Source organism: Niallia sp. Sow4_A1 (assembly GCF_052116745.1).
GTDB classification, from domain to species: domain Bacteria; phylum Bacillota; class Bacilli; order Bacillales; family Cytobacillaceae; genus Niallia; species Niallia hominis.
Window position 1 is genome coordinate 1 of sequence record NZ_JBQKKM010000069.1, and the last position, 21,012, is coordinate 21,012.

The 21,012-nt window shown below is 35.6% G+C and carries 21 protein-coding genes, 1 tRNA gene, 1 rRNA gene, 1 other RNA gene, 1 riboswitch and 1 other annotated feature; of the genes, 19 read left to right on the forward strand and 5 right to left on the reverse strand.

Annotated features, from left to right (window positions below):
- Positions 1–197: 197 nt before the first annotated feature.
- The gene (locus ACTQ5K_RS23445; protein ID WP_031539246.1) at positions 198–1,157 is read right to left on the reverse strand and encodes a YaaC family protein; all 960 of its coding nucleotides are present in this window, start codon (positions 1,155–1,157) and stop codon (positions 198–200) included.
- 114 nt (positions 1,158–1,271) lie between these two features.
- On the opposite strand from ACTQ5K_RS23445, the gene guaB reads away from it, so the two are divergent.
- The 6 genes from guaB to ACTQ5K_RS23475 all read left to right on the forward strand — a co-directional run bounded on the left by guaB (position 1,272) and on the right by ACTQ5K_RS23475 (position 7,886).
- Positions 1,272–2,738 carry an IMP dehydrogenase gene (guaB, locus tag ACTQ5K_RS23450; protein ID WP_441994370.1) on the forward strand — a complete coding sequence of 489 codons (1,467 nt, stop codon included), beginning with the start codon at positions 1,272–1,274 and terminating at the stop codon, positions 2,736–2,738.
- A gap of 169 nt (positions 2,739–2,907) precedes the next feature.
- On the forward strand, positions 2,908–4,239 hold the full coding sequence (locus tag ACTQ5K_RS23455) for a D-alanyl-D-alanine carboxypeptidase family protein (RefSeq protein ID WP_048718495.1): 1,332 nt from the start codon (positions 2,908–2,910) through the stop codon (positions 4,237–4,239).
- Between the two features lie 194 nt (positions 4,240–4,433).
- Complete coding sequence (pdxS, locus tag ACTQ5K_RS23460; RefSeq protein ID WP_048718496.1) at positions 4,434–5,315, forward strand: pyridoxal 5'-phosphate synthase lyase subunit PdxS; 882 nt, start codon at positions 4,434–4,436, stop codon at positions 5,313–5,315.
- Position 5,316: 1 nt separating this feature from the next.
- Entirely contained in the window at positions 5,317–5,922 is a 606-nt protein-coding gene (gene pdxT / locus ACTQ5K_RS23465) for a pyridoxal 5'-phosphate synthase glutaminase subunit PdxT (protein WP_396953905.1), read from the forward strand.
- Positions 5,923–5,973: 51 nt separating this feature from the next.
- Positions 5,974–6,197, forward strand: a binding site (T-box leader).
- Positions 6,198–6,308: 111 nt separating this feature from the next.
- Positions 6,309–7,589 (forward strand): serine--tRNA ligase, encoded by a 1,281-nt coding sequence (serS, locus tag ACTQ5K_RS23470; RefSeq protein WP_048718497.1) that lies wholly within the window; start codon positions 6,309–6,311, stop codon positions 7,587–7,589.
- 204 nt (positions 7,590–7,793) lie between these two features.
- A tRNA-Ser gene (locus tag ACTQ5K_RS23475) sits at positions 7,794–7,886 on the forward strand.
- Positions 7,887–8,196: 310 nt separating this feature from the next.
- On the opposite strand, the gene ACTQ5K_RS23480 is transcribed toward ACTQ5K_RS23475, so the two are convergent.
- Together ACTQ5K_RS23480 and ACTQ5K_RS23485 are read right to left on the reverse strand one after the other, a co-directional pair.
- Entirely contained in the window at positions 8,197–8,868 is a 672-nt protein-coding gene (locus ACTQ5K_RS23480; protein ID WP_031539253.1) for a deoxynucleoside kinase, read from the reverse strand.
- Positions 8,846–9,505 (reverse strand): deoxynucleoside kinase, encoded by a 660-nt coding sequence (locus ACTQ5K_RS23485; protein WP_031539255.1) that lies wholly within the window; start codon positions 9,503–9,505, stop codon positions 8,846–8,848. The genes ACTQ5K_RS23480 and ACTQ5K_RS23485 overlap by 23 nt, the downstream gene beginning before the upstream one ends.
- A gap of 326 nt (positions 9,506–9,831) precedes the next feature.
- A riboswitch (TPP riboswitch) is annotated at positions 9,832–9,942 on the forward strand.
- Positions 9,943–10,058: 116 nt separating this feature from the next.
- Between ACTQ5K_RS23485 and ACTQ5K_RS23490 the strand changes: the two genes are divergently transcribed.
- The 5 genes from ACTQ5K_RS23490 to ACTQ5K_RS23510 are packed head-to-tail and all read left to right on the forward strand — an operon-like array spanning position 10,059 to position 13,762.
- Complete coding sequence (locus tag ACTQ5K_RS23490) at positions 10,059–10,679, forward strand: thiamine phosphate synthase (RefSeq protein ID WP_231512591.1); 621 nt, start codon at positions 10,059–10,061, stop codon at positions 10,677–10,679.
- Positions 10,660–11,784 carry a glycine oxidase ThiO gene (gene thiO, locus ACTQ5K_RS23495; RefSeq protein WP_441994372.1) on the forward strand — a complete coding sequence of 375 codons (1,125 nt, stop codon included), beginning with the start codon at positions 10,660–10,662 and terminating at the stop codon, positions 11,782–11,784. The genes ACTQ5K_RS23490 and thiO overlap by 20 nt, the downstream gene beginning before the upstream one ends.
- Positions 11,785–11,988: a sulfur carrier protein ThiS gene (thiS, locus tag ACTQ5K_RS23500; RefSeq protein ID WP_031539258.1), complete on the forward strand. Its 204-nt coding sequence runs from the start codon at positions 11,785–11,787 to the stop codon at positions 11,986–11,988. It begins immediately after the preceding gene.
- Positions 11,989–11,990: 2 nt separating this feature from the next.
- The gene (locus tag ACTQ5K_RS23505; protein ID WP_109769386.1) at positions 11,991–12,758 is read left to right on the forward strand and encodes a thiazole synthase; all 768 of its coding nucleotides are present in this window, start codon (positions 11,991–11,993) and stop codon (positions 12,756–12,758) included.
- On the forward strand, positions 12,755–13,762 hold the full coding sequence (locus ACTQ5K_RS23510) for a ThiF family adenylyltransferase (RefSeq protein ID WP_109769387.1): 1,008 nt from the start codon (positions 12,755–12,757) through the stop codon (positions 13,760–13,762). The genes ACTQ5K_RS23505 and ACTQ5K_RS23510 overlap by 4 nt, the downstream gene beginning before the upstream one ends.
- A 53-nt stretch (positions 13,763–13,815) precedes the next feature.
- Here the strand turns inward: ACTQ5K_RS23510 and ACTQ5K_RS23515 are convergent, their stop codons facing one another.
- Entirely contained in the window at positions 13,816–15,102 is a 1,287-nt protein-coding gene (locus ACTQ5K_RS23515) for a glycosyl hydrolase family 18 protein (protein WP_109769388.1), read from the reverse strand.
- 35 nt (positions 15,103–15,137) lie between these two features.
- Positions 15,138–15,701 (reverse strand): isochorismatase family cysteine hydrolase, encoded by a 564-nt coding sequence (locus ACTQ5K_RS23520; RefSeq protein WP_031539262.1) that lies wholly within the window; start codon positions 15,699–15,701, stop codon positions 15,138–15,140.
- A 199-nt stretch (positions 15,702–15,900) separates the two neighbouring features.
- Here ACTQ5K_RS23520 and tadA point away from each other — a divergent pair, with 199 nt between their 5' ends.
- From tadA to ACTQ5K_RS23560, 8 genes are all read left to right on the forward strand, one after another.
- A complete protein-coding gene (tadA, locus tag ACTQ5K_RS23525; RefSeq protein ID WP_031539263.1) occupies positions 15,901–16,413 on the forward strand; it encodes a tRNA adenosine(34) deaminase TadA in 513 nt (170 codons plus the stop codon).
- Between the two features lie 85 nt (positions 16,414–16,498).
- Positions 16,499–16,763: signal recognition particle sRNA large type (gene ffs / locus ACTQ5K_RS23530), an RNA gene on the forward strand.
- Positions 16,764–16,980: 217 nt separating this feature from the next.
- Positions 16,981–18,684, forward strand: a complete 1,704-nt coding sequence (gene dnaX / locus ACTQ5K_RS23535; RefSeq protein WP_441994371.1) for a DNA polymerase III subunit gamma/tau — start codon at positions 16,981–16,983, stop codon at positions 18,682–18,684.
- A 76-nt stretch (positions 18,685–18,760) separates the two neighbouring features.
- Positions 18,761–19,081, forward strand: coding sequence for a YbaB/EbfC family nucleoid-associated protein (locus ACTQ5K_RS23540; protein WP_031539265.1), 321 nt, complete (start codon positions 18,761–18,763; stop codon positions 19,079–19,081).
- Between the two features lie 11 nt (positions 19,082–19,092).
- Positions 19,093–19,689, forward strand: a complete 597-nt coding sequence (gene recR / locus ACTQ5K_RS23545; protein WP_016205308.1) for a recombination mediator RecR — start codon at positions 19,093–19,095, stop codon at positions 19,687–19,689.
- A gap of 17 nt (positions 19,690–19,706) precedes the next feature.
- Positions 19,707–19,925 carry a YaaL family protein gene (locus tag ACTQ5K_RS23550; RefSeq protein ID WP_031539266.1) on the forward strand — a complete coding sequence of 73 codons (219 nt, stop codon included), beginning with the start codon at positions 19,707–19,709 and terminating at the stop codon, positions 19,923–19,925.
- 231 nt (positions 19,926–20,156) lie between these two features.
- Positions 20,157–20,420 carry a pro-sigmaK processing inhibitor BofA family protein gene (locus tag ACTQ5K_RS23555; protein WP_031539269.1) on the forward strand — a complete coding sequence of 88 codons (264 nt, stop codon included), beginning with the start codon at positions 20,157–20,159 and terminating at the stop codon, positions 20,418–20,420.
- 527 nt (positions 20,421–20,947) lie between these two features.
- Positions 20,948–21,012: ribosomal RNA gene (locus ACTQ5K_RS23560) — 16S ribosomal RNA — on the forward strand; the annotation flags it as partial.

A 21,012-nucleotide genomic window follows, 5' to 3' on the forward strand; every position in this document is an offset into this window, starting at 1 on the left:
AAGTTAAGCTTCTAAAGCGCCGATGGTAGTTGGGGGTTCTCCCCCTGTGAGAGTAGGACGTCGCCAGGCACGAATAAAACAAGCATCTACTTTGGTGGATGCTTGTTTTTTATATGTATAAGTAAATAAGTGATAGGAATTTAAAAATATAAAAAGCAAAGTGAGAAAAGAACCGTACCTAGTCGATCCCCAGTGGACTAGGTACTTACTCGATTATTTAAAAATTGATAAATTAATTGAGGTCCTTTTTCAGCAGCAATTAATAAAAATGATTCAATAAATGGATAATCTTTATTCGGCATTGTTTTTAATAATTCACTCCACCATTCAATCTCGTATCTAGCAATCATACTTAAGTTATACAAAATTAAGTAGTGGGATAACATTTCATTTGAAAAACAAGGTCTTTCTTTATCAGAAGAAATAACATAAGATTTTTCTTTCGTATCCCATTTAATGAAATTATTATGAGGAAGAGGTTCAGAAAGTCGGATTAACAGCTCACTCCTATTTTCCTCTATTTCTTCTAAATGTATGCCATAATAATTTTCAAGATGATTTTTAAAATGATTACAGTTTGAATGATATAAATCTAAAATATGTTTTGGCAACGTAATAAGAGGCGGAAGATATTTCACTTGTAAAAATGTTGACTTCCCTTCTAATTGTTGAAATAAGCTAGATAATTCTGGGACCTGATTAAAGAGAAAATCCATTTTTACTTTTTCACCTTCCAAATTATCATAGGAGAACATTTTCTTAGCCATAAAAGTAAATAATCCGTTTTTTTGTATTTTAACTTCGTCTTGAAAAAATAAATACTGCTGCTTTTTTAGTTTTCTAGTTGAGACACCGTGGGCTAAAACAGAGGTGGAATTTGGATAGTTTGGATCCACTGTTAATAGGCATGCTTTTATTAAATGAACGAGACCGTAAAATAAAAGAATCGGCTGAATACTTAGTGGAGCTGTCTCGGCTTGTTGGTAATATAATTTTCCATGTTCTAAAAAATACATGAAAGGATAGCAGTTTTGATAGCTTTTTGTTTCCAAATCAGATATATATAGATCGCGATAACATTTTTTTAGAAAATTTTGGCTGTATTCTGCGGAAAAAAAACAACTAAAAGAGCTCCAGTCTTTATAATAATTGGGCATTTTTTAACTCTCCTTAAATTTTTTGAAAAATTAAACATATTAAACTGACCTTGACAGTATTTTATCCAATTGATAACCTACTAATAATATTTTTAACAATATGGAGGCGTTAAAATGTGGGAAAGTAAATTTGCAAAAGAAGGATTAACGTTTGATGATGTTCTTTTAATTCCAGCTAAATCGGAAGTATTGCCTCGAGATGTAAGCTTAAAGGTACAATTAGCGAAAAATCTTAACTTAAACATTCCGCTTATTAGTGCAGGAATGGATACTGTAACAGAAGCAGAAATGGCTATTGCTATTGCAAGACAAGGTGGATTGGGCATTATTCATAAAAATATGTCTATTGAGCAACAGGCAGAGCAGGTAGACAAAGTAAAGCGCTCAGAAAGTGGTGTAATCACAGATCCTTTCTTTTTAACTCCTGAACACCAAGTATTTGATGCAGAGCATCTAATGGGTAAATATCGTATCTCTGGTGTGCCAATTGTTAATAATAACGATGAGCAAAAACTAGTAGGGATTCTTACTAACCGAGACCTTCGTTTTATTGAGGACTTTTCCATTAAAATTTCGGATGTTATGACAAAAGAGAATTTAGTAACGGCTCCAGTAGGAACTACATTAGAAGAAGCAGAAAAAATCTTACAAAGATACAAGATTGAAAAATTGCCTTTAATTAATGATGATGGGGTATTAAAGGGATTAATCACAATTAAGGATATAGAAAAAGTAATTGAATTCCCGCATTCAGCAAAAGATGCACAAGGGAGACTATTAGTTGGTGCAGCTGTTGGAGTAACGAGTGATGCATTAAAACGTGTAGAAATGCTTGTTAAATCCAATGTGGATGTAGTGGTAATTGATACAGCACATGGACACTCACAAGGGGTTTTAGACGGTATTAAAGACATTAGAAGGGCATTCCCTGATATAACAATTATCGCTGGTAATGTTGCTACTGCTGAAGGAACAAGATCTTTAATTGAAGCTGGAGCAGATATTGTTAAAGTTGGTATCGGACCAGGTTCCATTTGTACAACACGGGTAGTTGCAGGTGTAGGTGTTCCTCAAATTACGGCTGTTTATGATTGTGCTACGGAAGCTAGAAAACATGGTAAATCAATTATTGCTGACGGAGGAATTAAATACTCTGGTGATATCGTCAAAGCATTAGCAGCTGGTGGACATGCAGTTATGTTAGGAAGCTTGCTAGCTGGTGTATCTGAAAGTCCTGGAGAAACAGAAATTTTCCAAGGAAGAAGATTTAAAGTGTACAGAGGAATGGGTTCAGTTGCTGCGATGGAAAAAGGATCAAAAGATCGTTACTTCCAAGAGGATAACAAAAAATTTGTTCCTGAAGGTATTGAAGGTCGCCTTCCTTATAAAGGGCCACTTTCTGATACGATCTATCAATTAGTTGGTGGAATTCGCTCTGGTATGGGCTACTGTGGTACAAAGGATTTATATGAATTAAGAGAGAATGCTCAATTTGTAAAAATGACAGGTGCTGGCTTAAGAGAAAGTCACCCACATGATGTTCAAATTACGAAAGAAGCACCAAACTATTCCCTTTCTTAATATATATTATTAATGATTGGTTATAAAACTTTCCTTCATTTACAATAGACGGTGATCAATAGCGCTGTCTATTTTTTTTGTTTTTTTTATGTTAAACTGTACAAGGGAAATAATTAACTTAGAAAATAAAGCTAGATTAATAGATAAAATAGTTTTGGAGGTTTTAATATTGAAACAAGTAAAAAAGTGGACGGTGTCTTTCATCATTGCCGTACTATTCTTAAGTACACTATCAACAGTTCTACCATATCAAGCAAATGCTGCTGAAAATGATGAGCTTGGATTAGATGCAGGGGCAGCTATATTAGTGGATGCGAATACCGGAGAAATATTATATGAAAAAAATACGGACGAGCTTCTTGGAGTCGCTTCTATGTCAAAGATGATGACAGAATATATTGTTCTAGAATCAATAAAAAATGGGAAAATCTCTTGGGATCAAAAAGTAAAAATAAATAATTATATTCACAGACTGTCAGGTGCACCTGGGTTATCAAATGTAGGGTTGACTGAAGGGGAAGAATATACAGTTAAGGAATTGTATCAAGCAATGGCCATTCATTCAGGGAATGCTGCGACAGTTGCATTGGCAGAATTAATTGCAGGTACAGAAAAAAATTATATTAGTGTAATGAATCAAAAGGCTGAGGAATTAGGTTTAGAGGATTTTGAATTTGTAAACTCTTCTGGTTTAAACAATAGTGATTTATTGGGAAATATTCCAGCAGGAAGCAGTGAAGATGAAAATAAAATGTCAGCTAAAGCAGTTGCGAAATTAGCTTACCGTTTAATTCATGATTATCCGGAAATTTTAGAGACTTCTGGTATGCCAAGTCTGAAGTTTAGAGATGGTAGAGAATATAAAAACTTCAACTGGTTAATACCTTCGTTGATTTATGGATATGAAGGGGTAGATGGATTAAAAACAGGTTCTACAGACTATGCAAAATTCAATGTTACTGCTACAGCACAAAAAGAGAATCAACGTTATATTGTTGTTATTATGAAAAGTGAATCGAAGGATTCTCGTTTTGCTGAAGCAAGAAAAGTGCTAGACTATGCTTTTGGCAATTTCACTACGGAAGAAATTCTTCCTGCAAATTATGTCGATTCCAAAAATAAAACATTGGATGTAACCAAAGGAAAAGAAGATAAAGTAAGCATTGGTACTAAAGATGCTATTAACTTAGTAATCAAGAATAATGAAAAAGAAAATTATGTAGCAAAAGTTGTTTTAGATGAAAAGAAATTAAATGATGATGGGGAACTAACTGCTCCAATTAAAAAAGGAGATAAAGTTGGTTATGTAACCGTACAAACGAAAGACGGAAAAGAAGTGCCATTCTTAACTAGTGATGGAAAAGAAAAGGTACAAGTAGACCTAGTAGCAAACGAAACAGTTGAAAAAGCAAATTGGTTTGTTTTAGCTATGCGCGGTGTTGGTTCATTCTTTTCAAATGTATGGGGAAGTGTTTTTGATACAGTAAAAGGCTGGTTCTAATTAAATCTTTGTGAAAAAGTAAAAGACAATAATCTATTAGAAAATCGCATACATTTTAGAAATTGTAAGAAAAAGGGCTTCTTGTATTGACAGAAGCTCTTTTTTATTGTTTATTTTCATTAGGGAATAATAAGTTTCTTCTAAAGATTCCAATAATTTTTGTGTTAAAATTGAGACTTTACAGGGGGCAAACAATGAAAACTGGTACTGATAGAGTAAAACGTGGAATGGCTGAAATGCAAAAGGGCGGAGTAATCATGGATGTTATTAATGCAGAACAAGCCAAAATTGCAGAGGAAGCAGGAGCAGTAGCAGTAATGGCTCTTGAACGAGTTCCTTCAGATATTCGCGCAGCTGGCGGAGTAGCTAGGATGGCTGACCCTACAATTGTAGAGGAAGTAATGAATGCAGTAACAATCCCTGTAATGGCAAAGGCACGTATTGGCCATATTGTCGAAGCAAGAGTGCTCGAAGCTATGGGCGTAGACTATATTGATGAGAGTGAAGTGTTAACTCCAGCAGACGAAGAGTTCCATTTAAATAAAAATGAATATACTGTTCCATTTGTTTGTGGATGTCGTGATCTAGGAGAAGCTGCAAGACGTATCGGTGAAGGTGCTTCTATGCTTCGTACAAAAGGGGAGCCAGGAACAGGAAATATTGTGGAGGCAGTCCGTCATATAAGAAAAGTAAATGCACAGGTACGTAAAGTTGTTCATATGAACGAAGATGAATTAATGACAGAAGCTAAGATTTTAGGTGCACCATATGACCTTCTTTTAGAAATAAAAAGATTAGGTCGTCTGCCAGTTGTTAATTTTGCTGCTGGTGGTGTTGCAACACCTGCTGATGCGGCTCTTATGATGCAACTAGGCGCAGATGGTGTATTTGTAGGATCTGGTATATTTAAATCAGACAACCCTGCGAAATTTGCTAGAGCAATAGTAGAAGCAACTACTCATTATCAAGATTATGAGCTAATTGCAGAAATTTCTAAAAATCTTGGAACAGCAATGAAAGGAATCGAAATTTCTAGTTTAAGCCCAGAAGCACGTATGCAAGAGCGTGGTTGGTAATATGAGTACCATGCCAAATATAAAAATAGGGGTACTTGGATTACAGGGAGCTGTAAGAGAACATGTGAAGGCTATTGAGGCGAATAATGCAGAGGCTATTATTATAAAGAAAAAAGAACAGCTAGATGAAATTGATGGATTTATCATTCCTGGTGGAGAAAGCACAACGATGCGAAGGTTAATAGATAAATATGACTTTATGGATGCACTTCAAACGTTTGCTCAATCTGGGAAGCCGATATTTGGAACATGTGCGGGTTTAATTTTATTAGCTAAATCCATTAAAGGCTATGATAAACCTCATATTGGTGTTATGGATGTGCAAGTCGAGCGTAATTCTTTTGGAAGACAAAGGGAGAGCTTTGAAGCAAACTTAGATATTGCAGGAGTTGCAGAGGATTTTACAGCTGTATTTATTCGTGCACCACATATCGTGAGCGTTGGGGAAAATGTAGAAGTGCTAGCTAAACATAATGATCGTATTGTGGCAGCGAGAGAGGGACAGTTCTTAGGTTGTTCTTTCCATCCTGAATTAACAGAAGATCATCGTTTAACTGGCTATTTTATAAATATGGCAATAGAAGCTAAGCAACACTTATTTGCATAAGTTGTTGAATTTCGGAAATAATTATAGTAAGATAAATGCAATTAATATATGGAATCTACTATGATAGGAAATAGTAACAGGTTACTTATTCTAAAAGAGAGCCGATGGTTGGTGTGAATCGGTGAATAAAGCTTGTGAATCCATCCTAGAGTAAAAACAAGGAACGCAATGATTGCTAGTAATTGTTTTCGGCTAAAAACCGTTATGATCTTTAAGGTGAAAAGCAGTTTTTGCTTTTAACTAGGGTGGCAACGCGGGTAACTCTCGTCCCTTTTTTGGGGACGGGAGTTTTTTGTTTTCCAAAAGAAACTTGAGAATTTCTAACAGAGGGCGTCTAACCTAAAAGAAGTAGATTGCATGTAGAAAAAAATGGGAGGAATAAAGAGATGTTAGATATTAAATTTGTTCGTGCTAATTTTGATTTTGTGAAAAGTCAATTACAGCATCGAGGAGAAGATTTATCAGAGCTTGAAAATTTTGAAGCATTGGATGTAAGACGTCGAGAGCTTATTGTTGAAACAGAACAATTAAAAAGCAAAAGAAATGAAGTATCACAGCAAGTAGCAGTTTTAAAAAGAGAGAAAAAAGATGCAGAGGCTCTTATTGTAGAAATGAGAGAAGTTGGCGAAAAAATTAAAGAATATGATAATGAGCTACGTGATGTGGAAGAAAAATTGCAAACCATTATGCTAGGAATTCCGAATCTTCCTCACGAGAGTGTTCCAGTAGGGGATACGGAAGATGATAACATTGAAATTAGAAAATGGGGCGAAATTAGAAAATTTGATTTTGAACCAAAGCCACATTGGGATGTTGCTACTGACTTAGATTTGCTAGATTTTGAAAGGGCAGCAAAAGTAACAGGAAGTCGTTTTGTATTTTATAAAGGTTTAGGGGCTAAACTAGAAAGAGCATTATTTAATTTTATGCTTGATTTGCATACAGAGGAACATGGGTATAAAGAGATTATTCCTCCTTTCCTAGTGAATAGAGCAAGTCTAACAGGTACAGGACAATTACCTAAGTTTGAAGAAGATGCTTTTTTAATAGAAAAAGAAGACTACTTCTTAATTCCAACTTCAGAGGTACCTGTAACCAACCTGCATAGAGATGAAATACTTGATGGGGACCAGCTTCCAATCAAATATGCAGCATTTAGCGCCAATTTCCGTTCAGAAGCAGGATCTGCAGGTAGAGATACAAGAGGTCTGATCAGACAGCATCAATTTAATAAAGTAGAGCTTGTGAAGTTTGTGAAACCAGAAGATTCTTATGAAGAGCTAGAGTCTTTAACAGGAAATGCAGAGAAAGTATTGCAGCTTCTAGGATTACCATACCGTGTTTTGAGTATGTGTACAGGAGATTTGGGCTTTACAGCGGCGAAAAAGTATGATGTGGAGGTATGGATTCCAAGCTATAATACATACCGTGAGATATCTTCTTGTAGTAATTTTGAGGCTTTCCAAGCGAGAAGAGCAAATATTCGCTTCCGCAGAGAGCCTAAAGGAAAACCGGAGCATGTGCACACATTAAATGGTTCTGGCCTTGCGATTGGAAGAACAGTTGCAGCTATTCTAGAAAATTATCAGCAAGCAGATGGAAGTGTTGTAATTCCTGAAGTACTTCGCCCTTATATGAGAAATAGAGAAGTAATTTCTCCTGAGTAAGGTAATAAATAGATAGATAAAAGGATATGACTTCTTGGAAGGGAGCAGCTCTTCCGAGAAGTTAGCTATTCTTAATTTAGTGTAGAAGAATACTATTATTAATGCATTTTTTATATGTTTTTTGATAAAAAAAATAAAAAATAAAAAAATGAAAAATATAGTTGACTTAATATTAAATAGATGATATATTATTACTTGTCTGATGGAGGAATACCCAAGTCCGGCTGAAGGGATCGGTCTTGAAAACCGACAGGCGGGTCAAACCGCGCAGGGGTTCGAATCCCCTTTCCTCCTCCATGATTTTTTAATTTACATTGCGCATAATATTTGGAGATATATGTGACCTGCTACTACGGTAGCAGGTTTTTATTGTTTACATAGACTATTTTGTAAAGTTTGTTGTAAAGATCTGCGACTCGAATCCACCTCAGTTTCCATGGAGCGAATCAGTTTTTCTAATTGATTTATTATTCCTATTGAAAATAGCAACAAACTTTTAGAAAACAACTTATATATATAGGATTTTCCTTATTGTTTTGGAATACAGTCAGCGAATCTTTCGAACAAGATGAAGCTGACTGTATTTGTAAACTAAGGAAAGTCCTTTTTATGCTTTATGGCTATAATTTTTTTGCTGAAGAATCGTTCCTATCTTTTCGATAATTGGTTCGATAGACTGTGTTCCGGCGATAGCGTCATATTCATTAATATTTAAACGAAGTACTGGGCATGCAGAGAAAGACTCAATCCAGTTTTCGTATCTTCCATGCATTTCTTTCCAATAATCAATCGGCGTTTGCTTCTCCATTTCTCGACCTCTTCGATCAATTCGCTGTAAAATATCATCAAGAGATCCTTCAAGGTATATTAACAAATCTGGATGTGGGAAATAAGGTGTCATCACCATTGCATCAAAAAGACTTGTATATGTTTCATAATCTACTTCTGACATTGTTCCTTTTTCATAATGCATTTTCGCGAATATGCCTGTGTCTTCATAAATGGAACGATCTTGAATAAATCCGCCGCCATATTCAAAGATTCTTTTTTGTTCTTTAAAGCGTTCTGCTAAAAAATATACTTGCAGATGGAAACTCCATCTACTAAAGTCATGATAAAATTTATCAAGATATGGATTTGTATCCACTTTCTCAAAGGAAGTTCGAAATTGCAAAGCATCTGCTAGTGCATTTGTTAGCGTTGATTTACCAACACCAACTGTTCCTGCAATCGTAATAACGGAATTGCTAGGAATATTATATTTTGTTCGTAGATTCATGTTTAAAGGCTCCTATATTTAAAGTTTCTTTTATTGTGTCAATAATTTTTACTAAGTCTTGTTTATTTTGAACAAAGTCCAGTGTATCTCCATTGAAATCTAATACAGGAATATGTGGATTATTTTTTTTGAAGTCATTCATGACAATATCATAATCAGAAGCTAGCTGTTCTAAATAAAGAGGACTAATATTTTTTTCAATGTCTCTATCTCTTTTTTTGATTCGTGCCATTATTGTATCCAAGCTGGCATGTAAGTAAATAATAATATTCGGCATCGGTAAGTCTTCTGTTAACACCTCATATATACGAACATATTTCTGTAAATCATTATCCTGTAAAGATCTTTTAGCAAAAATAAGGTTTTTTAATATATGATAATCTGCAACTACAGGAATATTTTTAGATAGATAATGGTCTCTTGTATCGTTTAACTGCTTAAATCGATTACATAGGAAAAACATTTCTGTCTGAAAACTCCATTCATCAATGTTTTCATAAAATTTTCCGAGGAAAGGATTTTCTTCGACAATTTCTTTTAGAAGCTCGTATTGAAAGTACTCTGAGAGTAATTTAGCTAAAGAAGTTTTCCCAACTCCAATAGGTCCTTCTACTGTAATAAAAGGGATACTATTCACACTTGTCCCTCCTGTTCTCTTATTTTTAAGGAGCAAAGATTTTTAAAAGGCTTGTAGATTAGCCTAACAACTATTTTGCGTGTAAAGCCTATACAAACAATTGCTTCCTTTAGTAGGTAATAAAAATAGTACAAGAGTCATTTTAACACATGAAGAGTGATGTGGACATATGCATGTTTTTTCCTGAAGTATTATTACGGCTTATTTCAAATAGAACTATTGGTTAATGAATGATTACCCTAGTTAGAGGATAAAAGAGTAAAAAAATTTTGAATTTTATATTGCTAAATTTTTGATTTATGGTAGTATATGGGTAAAGTTTATAAATGAATCACTAGGGGATCCCTTGATAAGGGCTGAGAATAAAGTAGTTACTTTTTAAACCCTCAAAACCTGAACAGGTTCGTACCTGCGTAGGAAAGTGGAGTATCTTTAAATATGCGTGTCTAATGAACTTTTCATTAGGCGTAGTTTATTAACCACTTTTCTATAATTGGAAAAGTGGTTTTTGGTGTTTTCAGCCACTTTTCCTTCTAAATGATAAGTTGGGGTGATGAATATTAAGATAATGGCTGTCACAGATAACAAACATACCTTAAAGAAGCTTTTATCAATTTTATTAGAAATCCATCCATATGTGGATTATCTGCAAATTAGAGAGAAAGACAAAAGTCCAAAAGAAATTTATAGGCTATGTGATTATTTGCTTAAGGAAGGGGTACCTGCAAGAAAAATAATTGTTAATGATCGTCTTGATATTGCGCTATTGCATTCGTTAAAAAATGTCCATTTACCGACAAGTGGAGTGTCTGTTAATGATGTGAAAACAAGGTTTCCAAAAATGTATATAGGTGTATCTGTTCATAGCAAAGAAGAAGCAATTCTAGCAGATAAAGAGATTGCAGATTATGTCATATACGGCCATTGCTATCCTACAAATAGTAAAAAAGGAAAGCCTCCTATCGTGTTGTCCTCTATCTCTGAAATAAAAAGAAATATATCTATTCCACTGTATGCTATAGGGGGAATTACGGAGAATCAAATAGAAGAACTAGCGAGTTTTGGTGTGGATGGAGTGGCTATTATGTCAGCTATTTTTTCATCATCTGATCCATTAAAGGTAGTGCAAAGTATGAGAGAAAGATGTGAAGAGCTTGGAAACGAAGAAGTTTGATGTTGCAATTATTGGTGGTGGAATTATCGGTAGTTCTATCGCTTACTATTTGGCAAAAGAGAAGAGAAAGGTAGCTATTTTCGAAGCACAGCAAATGGGCGGAAAATCAACAAGTGCTGCAGCTGGAATGCTAGGTGCTCACTCCGAGTATAAAGAATTTATGCAGCTCTATCCATTTGCAAGAAGTAGCCAGCTTTTATATAAGGAACTTTATGAAGAGATAAAAGAACTAACAACTATTGATTTTGAAAAGAAAAATGGTGGATTATTGAAGCTTGCTTATTCAGAGGAAGAAAAGAGAGACCTGGAATCTATTCTTTCCTTATCGTCAGTGGAATGGTTGGATTGCACAGAAGCAAGAGAAAAAGTACCTCAGCTAGCAGCAGATATTGTAGGAGCAGCTTATTTAAAAGAGGATATACATATTACCCCATTAATAGCATGTAATGGTCTAAGTAAAGGAGCTAAGCTATTAGGAGCCGAAATTTATGAATATACCCGTGTATTAAGAGTGGAAAAGAATGGAATGGGATATGTGCTGAAAACGTCGCAAGGGACCTTTTTAACAGATAATGTTGTCGTTGCGAGTGGTGTGTGGAGTAATTACTTTTTTCAGCAATTAGGATTACCTCATGAAATTATTCCAGTAAAGGGCGAATGTGTGGCCGCGTTAAATGATGGAGCTCCGTTACATTATTCTGTATTTCATGACCAATTTTATATTGTACCTAGAAATAATAATGAGCTTATTATTGGTGCGACGAAAAAATGGAATGATTGGACTGAAGATCCTTCCCTTGATGGACTACAAGAAGTGATAAAAAAAGCAAAAAGAATGATACCGGAAGTTGGAAAGATGAAATGGAAGCGGGCATGGGCGGGACTTAGACCACAAACTTATGACGGATATCCATTTATAGGAGAGCATCCAGAGATGAAAGGCTTATATTTTGCAACAGGGCATCAACGAAATGGCATATTATTAGCACCAGCTACAGGGAAGATGATTCGTGATTTAATGATTGGTTCACCTGTAGAGAAACGGTGGGTAGATGCATTTAAAGTGGAGCGTCATGATTTTATGCATAGGGAGGGAAGTAAGTAATTGATCATCCAATTGAATGGGAAGGAACAGCAGCTGCCGGAGAATGTAGTTACAGTGGAAGATTTATTGCATTTATTTGCATTAAATAATCGTATTGTGATTGTGGAGATAAATAAAAATATTTTACGAAAAGAGCACTATCAAGCTCATCTATTAAAAGAAAAAGACAAAGTCGAATTAATTCATTTTGTTGGAGGAGGGTAAACATGTTAACAATAGCTAATCGCACGTTTCAGTCTCGTTTATTACTTGGAACAGGGAAATATCCGTCACTTGAGGTGCAAAAAAAGGCTGTAGAAGTATCACAAAGTGAGATTCTAACCTTTGCTGTACGGAGGATGAATATATTTGAAGAATCACAGCCGAACTTTTTAGAGCAATTAGATTTAAAAAGATATACGCTCCTTCCTAATACAGCAGGCGCAAAAACAGCTGAGGAAGCGGTAAGAATCGCTAAGCTTGCAAAAGCATCTGGATTATGTGACATGATTAAAGTTGAAGTAATCGGGTGTGATAAATCGCTGCTGCCAGATCCTGTAGAAACGTTAAAGGCTTCTGAGCAGTTGTTAGAAGAAGGATTTATTGTATTGCCTTATACTTCTGATGATGTAGTGCTTGCTAGACGGCTAGAACAGTTAGGGGTTCATGCCATTATGCCTGGCGCTTCGCCAATTGGGTCTGGAAAAGGAATTATCAACCCATTAAATTTACAATTTATTATTGAACAAAGCGCGATTCCTGTTATTGTAGACGCAGGAATCGGTTCTCCAAAGGATGCAGCATATGCTATGGAGCTTGGAGCAGATGGGGTGCTTTTGAATACGGCAGTTTCCAATGCGAAAGACCCAGTTACAATGGCATATGCCATGAAGCTAGCGATCGAAGCAGGACGATTAGGATACGAAGCAGGAAGAATAGCAGAGAAAAATTATGGAGTCGCAAGTAGTCCTTTGACAGGGATGATTACATCTTGACTAGTCGCTTTTTGAAACAAGCATTATTTATTGGAAAAGATGGGCAAATGAAAATTGAAAATAGTCACGCTGTTATTTTAGGAGCTGGAGCTTTAGGATCGGCAGTGTCTGAGATGCTAGTTAGAGCGGGAATAGGAAAACTCACCATTATTGATCGTGATTACGTGGAACAAAGTAATCTGCAAAGACAGCAGTTATATACAGAAGAGGATGCAGCGAAAAAGCTTCCTAAAGCAATTGCTGCAGAAAAAAGACTAAAGGAAATTAACAGTCATACACTTATTGAGTCGATTGTAGAGGATATTAACTATCATACGGTGGAAAAATTTATTCGTGGTGCATCTATTTTAATGGATGGAACGGATAATTTTGAAACAAGAATGGTGATAAATGATGCTGCGATTAAGCATCATATTCCTTTTCTATTTGGAGCTTGTGTTGGGAGCTATGGGCTTTCTTATCCAGTTATTGGAGAACATGCTCCTTGTCTCCATTGTTTAATTGAAAAGCTTCCTTCTCAACAAATTACATGTGATACGGCGGGTGTTATTAGTCCTATCGTTCAGTGGGTTGCTGCCATGCAAGTATCACAAGCAATGCAGATTCTTGCAGGTAAAACAGTATGGCCAGTCCTTCGTTCTTTTGATATTTGGAAAATGGAATATGCGGAAGTGAATGTTGCGGCATTAAGAAATAACAGCTGTCCTTCTTGTGGGGACGATGCTGACTTTCCGTATTTATCAGCGCAAAAACAAACGAAAGCGGCTGTACTGTGTGGGAGAGATGCGGTTCATATTCGTCCGCCTATTTTTAAGGAATTGGATTTATATGGGCTCTCGCAACGGTGGAAATCTCTGGTGGAAAACTTAATTGCAAATCCCTATTTAGTTTCTTTTCATTATGATGGTTATCGAGTTATCCTATTTAAGGATGGTCGTGCTATTATTCATGGAACCTCAGAGGTTAGTATGGCAAAGTCAATATATACAAAATTAATTGGTTAGAAGATGCATAAAAAGGAAAGGTCTGATTGAAAAAGAGACCTTTCCTTTTGTATTTAAGTTCTTTTTGTTACTTGGAAATTATCTACTATTAAAAGCCAATTTTGAGGAAATGGCAACCCTAATTTCCAATAGCTGATTCCTCTTAAATTTAATTCTTTAATTAAATTGAATTTAGCTTGAATGGAGCGGGCGTCCTCAAACCATACTTCATGTAATTTCCCTGCACTATCTGTGTATTTAAAATAAGGAGCCTGTGCTTTCTGATCATAAAGAATAGCGACATTATTATCAGCTGCAAGCTGTATTGCTGCTTGAGGACTAAGTGCTTTTGCAATGGATCCTTCAACGAATGGCAGTGTCCAATCATATCCATAAAGATTTTGCCCCATCATAATTTTAGAAGAGGGAATTTCGGTGATTGCATATTCGAGTACCTCTCTTACAGGCCCAATAGGAGAAACAGCCATAGCAGGTCCGCCACTATAGCCCCATTCATATGTCATGATGACAACAAAATCAACAATTTCTCCGTGGGCTTTGTAATCATGTCCTTCGTACCATTTTCCTTTTTGATCGGCACTTGTTTTAGGAGCCAAAGCAGTAGATAATAGCCAGCCTTCTTGTGAAAAACGATTTTTGGCTTTACGCAGGAAGGAGTTATAGGCTTCCCGATCAACTGGTCTTAAATATTCAAAATCAAAATGGATATCTTTAAATCCGTATTTTTTAGCGGTCGCAACTATATTATTGATAAAGTTATTTTGGATGGTTTCATCATTTAATAGGATTCTTCCTAATTCATCACTAAATTGATCGTTCTCCTGGTTCGTAATGACCATCATGAGTACATTTCTATTTCTTTGGGCAATGCTAGGGAAATTATTGAGGATCGGTTCTTTTAAGCTTCCATCCCGTAATGCTTGAAAACTAAAAGGAGCGAGATAGGTTAAATAGGGAGCGGCTTCTCGCGCGCTTGCCTCTAAATTAGGGGCAACAGATGTTCCTCTTGGTTCCACATATGCATTAGTATCAACTGGTCTTTTTGGACGATCTGGAATGTATAAACGTAAGCCGACTTGTAAAGATTGGTTCACAGGAATGGAATTAATAGTGGCTAATTGTTCATAATTTAATCGGAATCTTTGAGCGATAGACCAGAGGCTGTCTCCTGGCTGTACCCAATAAAAGCTGCCGATGATGGGAATGACTAGTGCTTGCCCTATTGTTAATCGATCCGGATTTGGCAGGTCGTTCGCTTCTACCAAATCATTAACTGTAGTACCGTATGCAGCTGCAATGCCTGTTAAGGTTTGATTATTGCTGACAACATGAATTTGCATATTCTTCCCTCCTGATAAGGATACATTATTACAGCTTATGAGGAAGAAAGAGGAGAAATGCTCGTGTTTTCTTTGAATGTAAATATTTTTGCACGCATAACATTTTTCATCATTCGAATAGCATAGTGATTATCTTCATCGTCAACAGAAGCAATACAATTATCTGGGATAAGAAGTGGATATTCTCGCATATAGGCGTCATTTGCAGTAAATAACACGCAAATATTGCCAGCAATTCCGCTAAGGATAAGCTTTTTTACTTGCAACTGGGTAAGTAATGTATGTAAGGCTGTCCCATAAAAAGCAGAATGTCTTGGTTTTATTAAAAAATAATCTTTGTCAGTTGGCTTTATTTTGCCAATAACAGATTCGCTTTTTTCATTTTTACAATACTCTATTACTTTGTTCAATTCTGCTTGCCATAAATTATAGTGATCATTGATATAGATGATTGGAATATTTTCTTTATCACATTGTTTCTTTAGTAATTGGATTTGATCTGCAATTTTTAATGCCTTTTCTGCTAAAATATTTCCATGCTCAAAATTAAAGTCATTAATCATATCAATAATTAACAGAGCTGTTTCAGATGATTCCATACGGTTCTCCTTTTCTATGTAAAATGGTAGAATGAAGCATTGGTTCTAGTTGTAAAGAAAAATCAATCAGTCCATCCAACAACTTTCTCTCGTTTGGCTAAAGTGGAATGGTTGTGATTAATTATCTAGTTTACTTAGTTTAAATCAAAGAAGAAATTTCATAACAAATTTTGTGTTTTTATATAGGTGGGCTGTAAGAATGGAAGAAAAACAAGATCAATTATTTATGAAAATAGCGATAGAGGAAGCACAGAAAGCGGCAGAAATTGGAGAAGTGCCTATTGGAGCAGTTGTTGTCTATAGGGGGGAGGTAATAGCAAGAGCACATAACTTAAGAGAAACAGATCAATCTGCTGTTGCCCATGCAGAATTACTCGCCATTGAAAAAGCTTGTAAAGTATTAGGTACGTGGAGGTTAGAAGAAGCAACACTTTATGTTACTCTTGAGCCATGTGCGATGTGTTCTGGCGCTATTCTACTGTCACGTATTCCTCGAGTAGTTTATGGAGCTGCTGATCCAAAGGGAGGTTGTGCTGGTACCTTTATGAATTTACTTCAAGATAGTCGGTTTAATCATCAGAGTGAAGTGGCTTCTGGTATATTAGACCAAGAATGCGGACAGTTATTAACTTCTTTTTTTCAGGAAATTAGAAATCGTAGAAAGGAAGAAAAAAGACAAAAGACAAGTAAAAATGATCTTTACAATAATTAACAAATGCTTTATGTTGATTTTTCCTTTCATTATCAGTATACTAAGAGTGTGTCTTAAGGACACCTAATATTCGGTATCAATTTTGTCGTGCTAAGCGGGGAGGTAGCGGTGCCCTGTACTCGCAATCCGCTCTAGCGAGGCTGAATTCCTTTCTGAGGCTGGTATCCTGTAGGGTCTGCCTTAAGTAAGTGGTGTTGACGTCCGGGTCCTGCGCAATGGGAATCCATGAACCATGTCAGGTCCGGAAGGAAGCAGCATTAAGTGGACACCCCCATGTGCCGCAGGGTTACCTGGACCGAGCTAACTACTTAAGTAACGCTTATGGGTGCCAGTCGATGAAAGGTGCACGGCAGCTTAATTTATACATACAAAACTCATCCACTAGGATGAGTTTTTTTGTAAGATGAAAACGAATAAATGAGCGGTTTTTACTTAAATAGAAAGAGGTGCCGTGGTTTTTCTTTTTTAAAGGGAAGCTATTTAGATGCCTTTATGTATGCTATTATGGATGTAAAAATATACATGGATAAGCTATAATAATTGTATGAATAAAAAATGGAGGGTACTATGAACTATCAAGCTTTATATCGGGTTTGGCGTCCTCAGCAGTTTATAGATGTAGTAGGGCAGGAACACGTAACAAAGACATTGCAAAATGCCCTTCTTCAACAAAAAATATCTCACGCTTACTTGTTCTCTGGACCAAGGGGAACAGGGAAAACAAGTGCAGCAAAAATATTAGCAAAGGCTGTTAACTGTGAGAGAGCACCAATTGGTGAACCTTGTAATGAGTGCGATGCGTGTAGGGGCATTACAGATGGTACTATACCAGATGTAATCGAAATAGATGCTGCTTCTAACAATGGAGTAGAAGAAATAAGGGATATAAGAGATAAGGTTAAATTTGCTCCTAGCTCTGTACCTTATAAAGTTTATATTATCGATGAAGTGCATATGCTATCAATTGGAGCATTTAATGCTCTTTTGAAAACATTGGAGGAACCCCCTAAACATGTAATCTTTATTTTGGCCACTACTGAACCTCACAAAATTCCTTTAACGATTATTTCAAGATGTCAGCGATTTGATTTTAGACGGATTACATCGCAAGCGATTGTCAATCGAATGAGATTGATTATGGATGAGTCAGCAATCTCCTGTGAGGAAAAAGCATTGCAAATGATTGCAAGAGCGGCAGATGGTGGAATGCGTGATGCGTTAAGTTTGCTAGATCAAGCTATTTCTTATAGCAATGAAGTAGTTACAGTCGAAGATGCTCTTACCGTAACTGGAGCTGTTTCCCAAAACTTTTTAAATACTTTATCTAAAGCTATTTTAGATGGAGACACTGTAAGAGGTCTTCAATCATTAGATGAATTACTTCTTGCAGGAAAAGACTCTAATCGATTTATTGAAGATTTTATCTTTTTTTATCGAGATATGCTGCTATATAAAACAGCGCCTCGCTTAGAAGAATCATTAGAGCGAGTTTTGTTAGATGATGATTTCAAAGATCTTGCAGAAACGTATACACATGAACAAATTTATGAGCTTATTCGCGTATTAAATAAAACGCAGCAAGATATGCGCTGGACCAATCATCCTAGAATCTTTTTAGAAGTGGCGATTGTGAATCTGTGCCAGCTAGAGACGGCGACTTCATCTGGACAAGCACAGGTGAGTATCCCAGAAATACAATCTTTACTTGATAAGATAACTTCTTTAGAACAAGAAGTTTCGAACCTCAAGCAAAATGGAGTATCTGTAGCAGTGGAAACACAGACAATACAGAAAAAAGCTAGAACGAATAGAAAAGGATTCCAAGCTCCATTAGGTAAAATAACGGAGACTCTAAAAAATGCAACGAAGCAAGAACTACAAAAAGTAAAAAGTAATTGGGGAGCAATGCTAAATACGCTAGTCCAAAATCAAATGAGATCACAGGCAGCGTTATTGAATGAAGCAGAACCAGTTGCTGCATCATCTGACTCTTTGATTATTAAGTTTAAATATGAAATCCACTGTCAAATGGCATTAGATAATGGTAAATTTATAGAGACGATTACTAATTCTTTGTATCAGCTTACAGGTACAAGGTATAATTTATTAGGAGTCCCGGAAGAACAATGGCTCACTATAAGGGAAGACTTTCTAAATAGTTCTCATCATGCAGAGTCTGATGAGGAAGACGAAGAAATACGTCAAGATAATCCTGTTGTCTCGGAAGCAATAAAATTATTTGGTGAAGAATTATTAGAAGTGAAGGATTAATTTTGAACCTATTGGTTATATATGTACATAATATGTAGATAAACCAATGGAAACTATAAACTGGAGGTAATGATAAATGCGTGGAATGGGAAATATGCAAAATATGATGAAGCAAATGCAAAAAATGCAAAAGAAAATGGCTGAAGCTCAAGAGCAACTTGGTGAGGAGAAAATTGAAGGAACAGCAGGGGGCGGAATGGTAACTGTAGTTGTATCAGGTCATAAAGAAATTCTTGATGTCATTATTAAGGAAGAGGTTGTCGATCCAGAAGATGTAGAAATGTTGCAAGATCTAGTTCTAGCAGCAACAAATGATGCATTAAAAAAAGCGGATGAACTTACTAACTCTACTATGGGTCAGTTTACAAAAGGATTAAATCTTCCTGGAATGTTTTAAGGAGGGAGATTATGCATTATCCTGAACCTATATCAAAGCTGATTGACAGCTTTATGAAATTGCCAGGCATCGGGCCTAAAACGGCCTCAAGACTGGCTTTTTTTGTATTAAATATGAAAGAAGATACAGTGTTAGATTTCGCAAAGGCACTTGTTAATGCAAAAAGAAACCTTACTTATTGCTCTGTTTGTGGGCATATAACAGACCAAGATCCATGTTATATATGTGAAGATAGCAGAAGAGACAGAAGTATTATATGTGTAGTTCAAGATCCTAAAGATGTAATTGCGATGGAAAAGATGAAAGAATATAACGGACTTTATCATGTGCTTCATGGTGCTATTTCTCCGATGGATGGTATAGGACCAGAAGATATTAATGTACCTTCTTTAATAAAAAGATTGCAAGATGATGAAGCGCAAGAGGTTATTATGGCAACCAATCCGAATATAGAGGGAGAAGCAACAGCCATGTATATCTCACGTCTTCTTAAACCATCAGGAATTAAAATCACAAGAATTGCCCATGGTTTACCAGTAGGTGGCGATTTAGAATACGCAGATGAGGTTACACTATCTAAAGCATTAGAAGGTAGAAGAGAAGTGTAAGAACAGGAGGGCTAGTGATGTTCTTTCAAAGAAAAGGGAAGTTAAGGAAGGATTTCGATGAAAAGCTATTAGTCCAATTTAATCATTTAAAGAAAGAATGGTTAAATGATAAGAGTCTATTAGATAAAAGTTTTGATCCTTCCGATGAAGTAATTAGCACTGCTAAACTGTCAGAAGCAAAATACTTTTTCCTATTTAAAGAAGCAAAACAAAGAAAAATAAACTTATTAAAATAATAAACAGACCGAGTGAAAACTTATTTTTGCTCGGTCTGTTCTTTTTTGTTTTTTATTCTTTTCCATTATTATTGGAGATTAGAGCATAATGGAACAAAGCAATCTTTTGTTTAAATATTAAAAAGTATTGGATATAGTCTTATAATTCATAGGAAAAGTTGTCCCTTCTAGGTCTTATTTATAGAAAGTAGACATAATTATAAATACAAGCATAGTGAGGGAGGATGGATAGTGAGTCCGGTTGTTATTATATCTATTGTTATCGGTTTAATTATTTTGTTGCTAGTAGTTGGAACACCAATAAAGCCGCTTAGAATGATTGGACAAGGTATTATTAAAATTATGATAGGTGCATTATTTTTATTTTTCCTAAATACGGTTGGTAATCAATATGGTATACATGTGCCGATAAATTTTGCGACTTCAACTGTGTCAGGGATATTAGGAATTCCAGGTGTAGCAGCGTTAGTAGCAATTCAATTGTACATTATTTAAAGGTATATTTACTATAATTTGATAGAGATTATCTATACTACTCAAAGGGAATGAATAAACCTTTGAAGAAAAGATAGATAATCTTTTTTTGTGAGTTTTATAATAGTTAGGGTGGGAAGGTGGTTTATTCATTTAGTAGACGATACTTAATTGTAATTGATTTTTATCACACTTTGGAAATGAAGTAAGACTCTCATCTTTTATTAAGGAACATTATCTATTATTTAATCATTTACTGATTACGATAAAAGTGAAGAAAAAAGGGTTGACTTCATTAAGGAAGGGTGATAGTATATAAAAAGTCGTCAGATTGATTAAGTTAATCGCTGAAAATTACTTTTTGAAAAAGTAGTTGACTTCAAAAATTGATTATGATATTATATAAAAGTTGCTTCTGATAGCAACAAACAAATTGCTCTTTGAAAACTGAACAAACAAACGTCAACAATAATCGTTTTATAACTAACGTTATAGAACAAAAAACAAGTAATAAAAAGCTAGAGTTTAGCAATGAGCTAATCAACTCTTTATTGGAGAGTTTGATCCTGGCTCAGGACGAACGCTGGCGGCGTGCCTAATACATGCAAGTCGA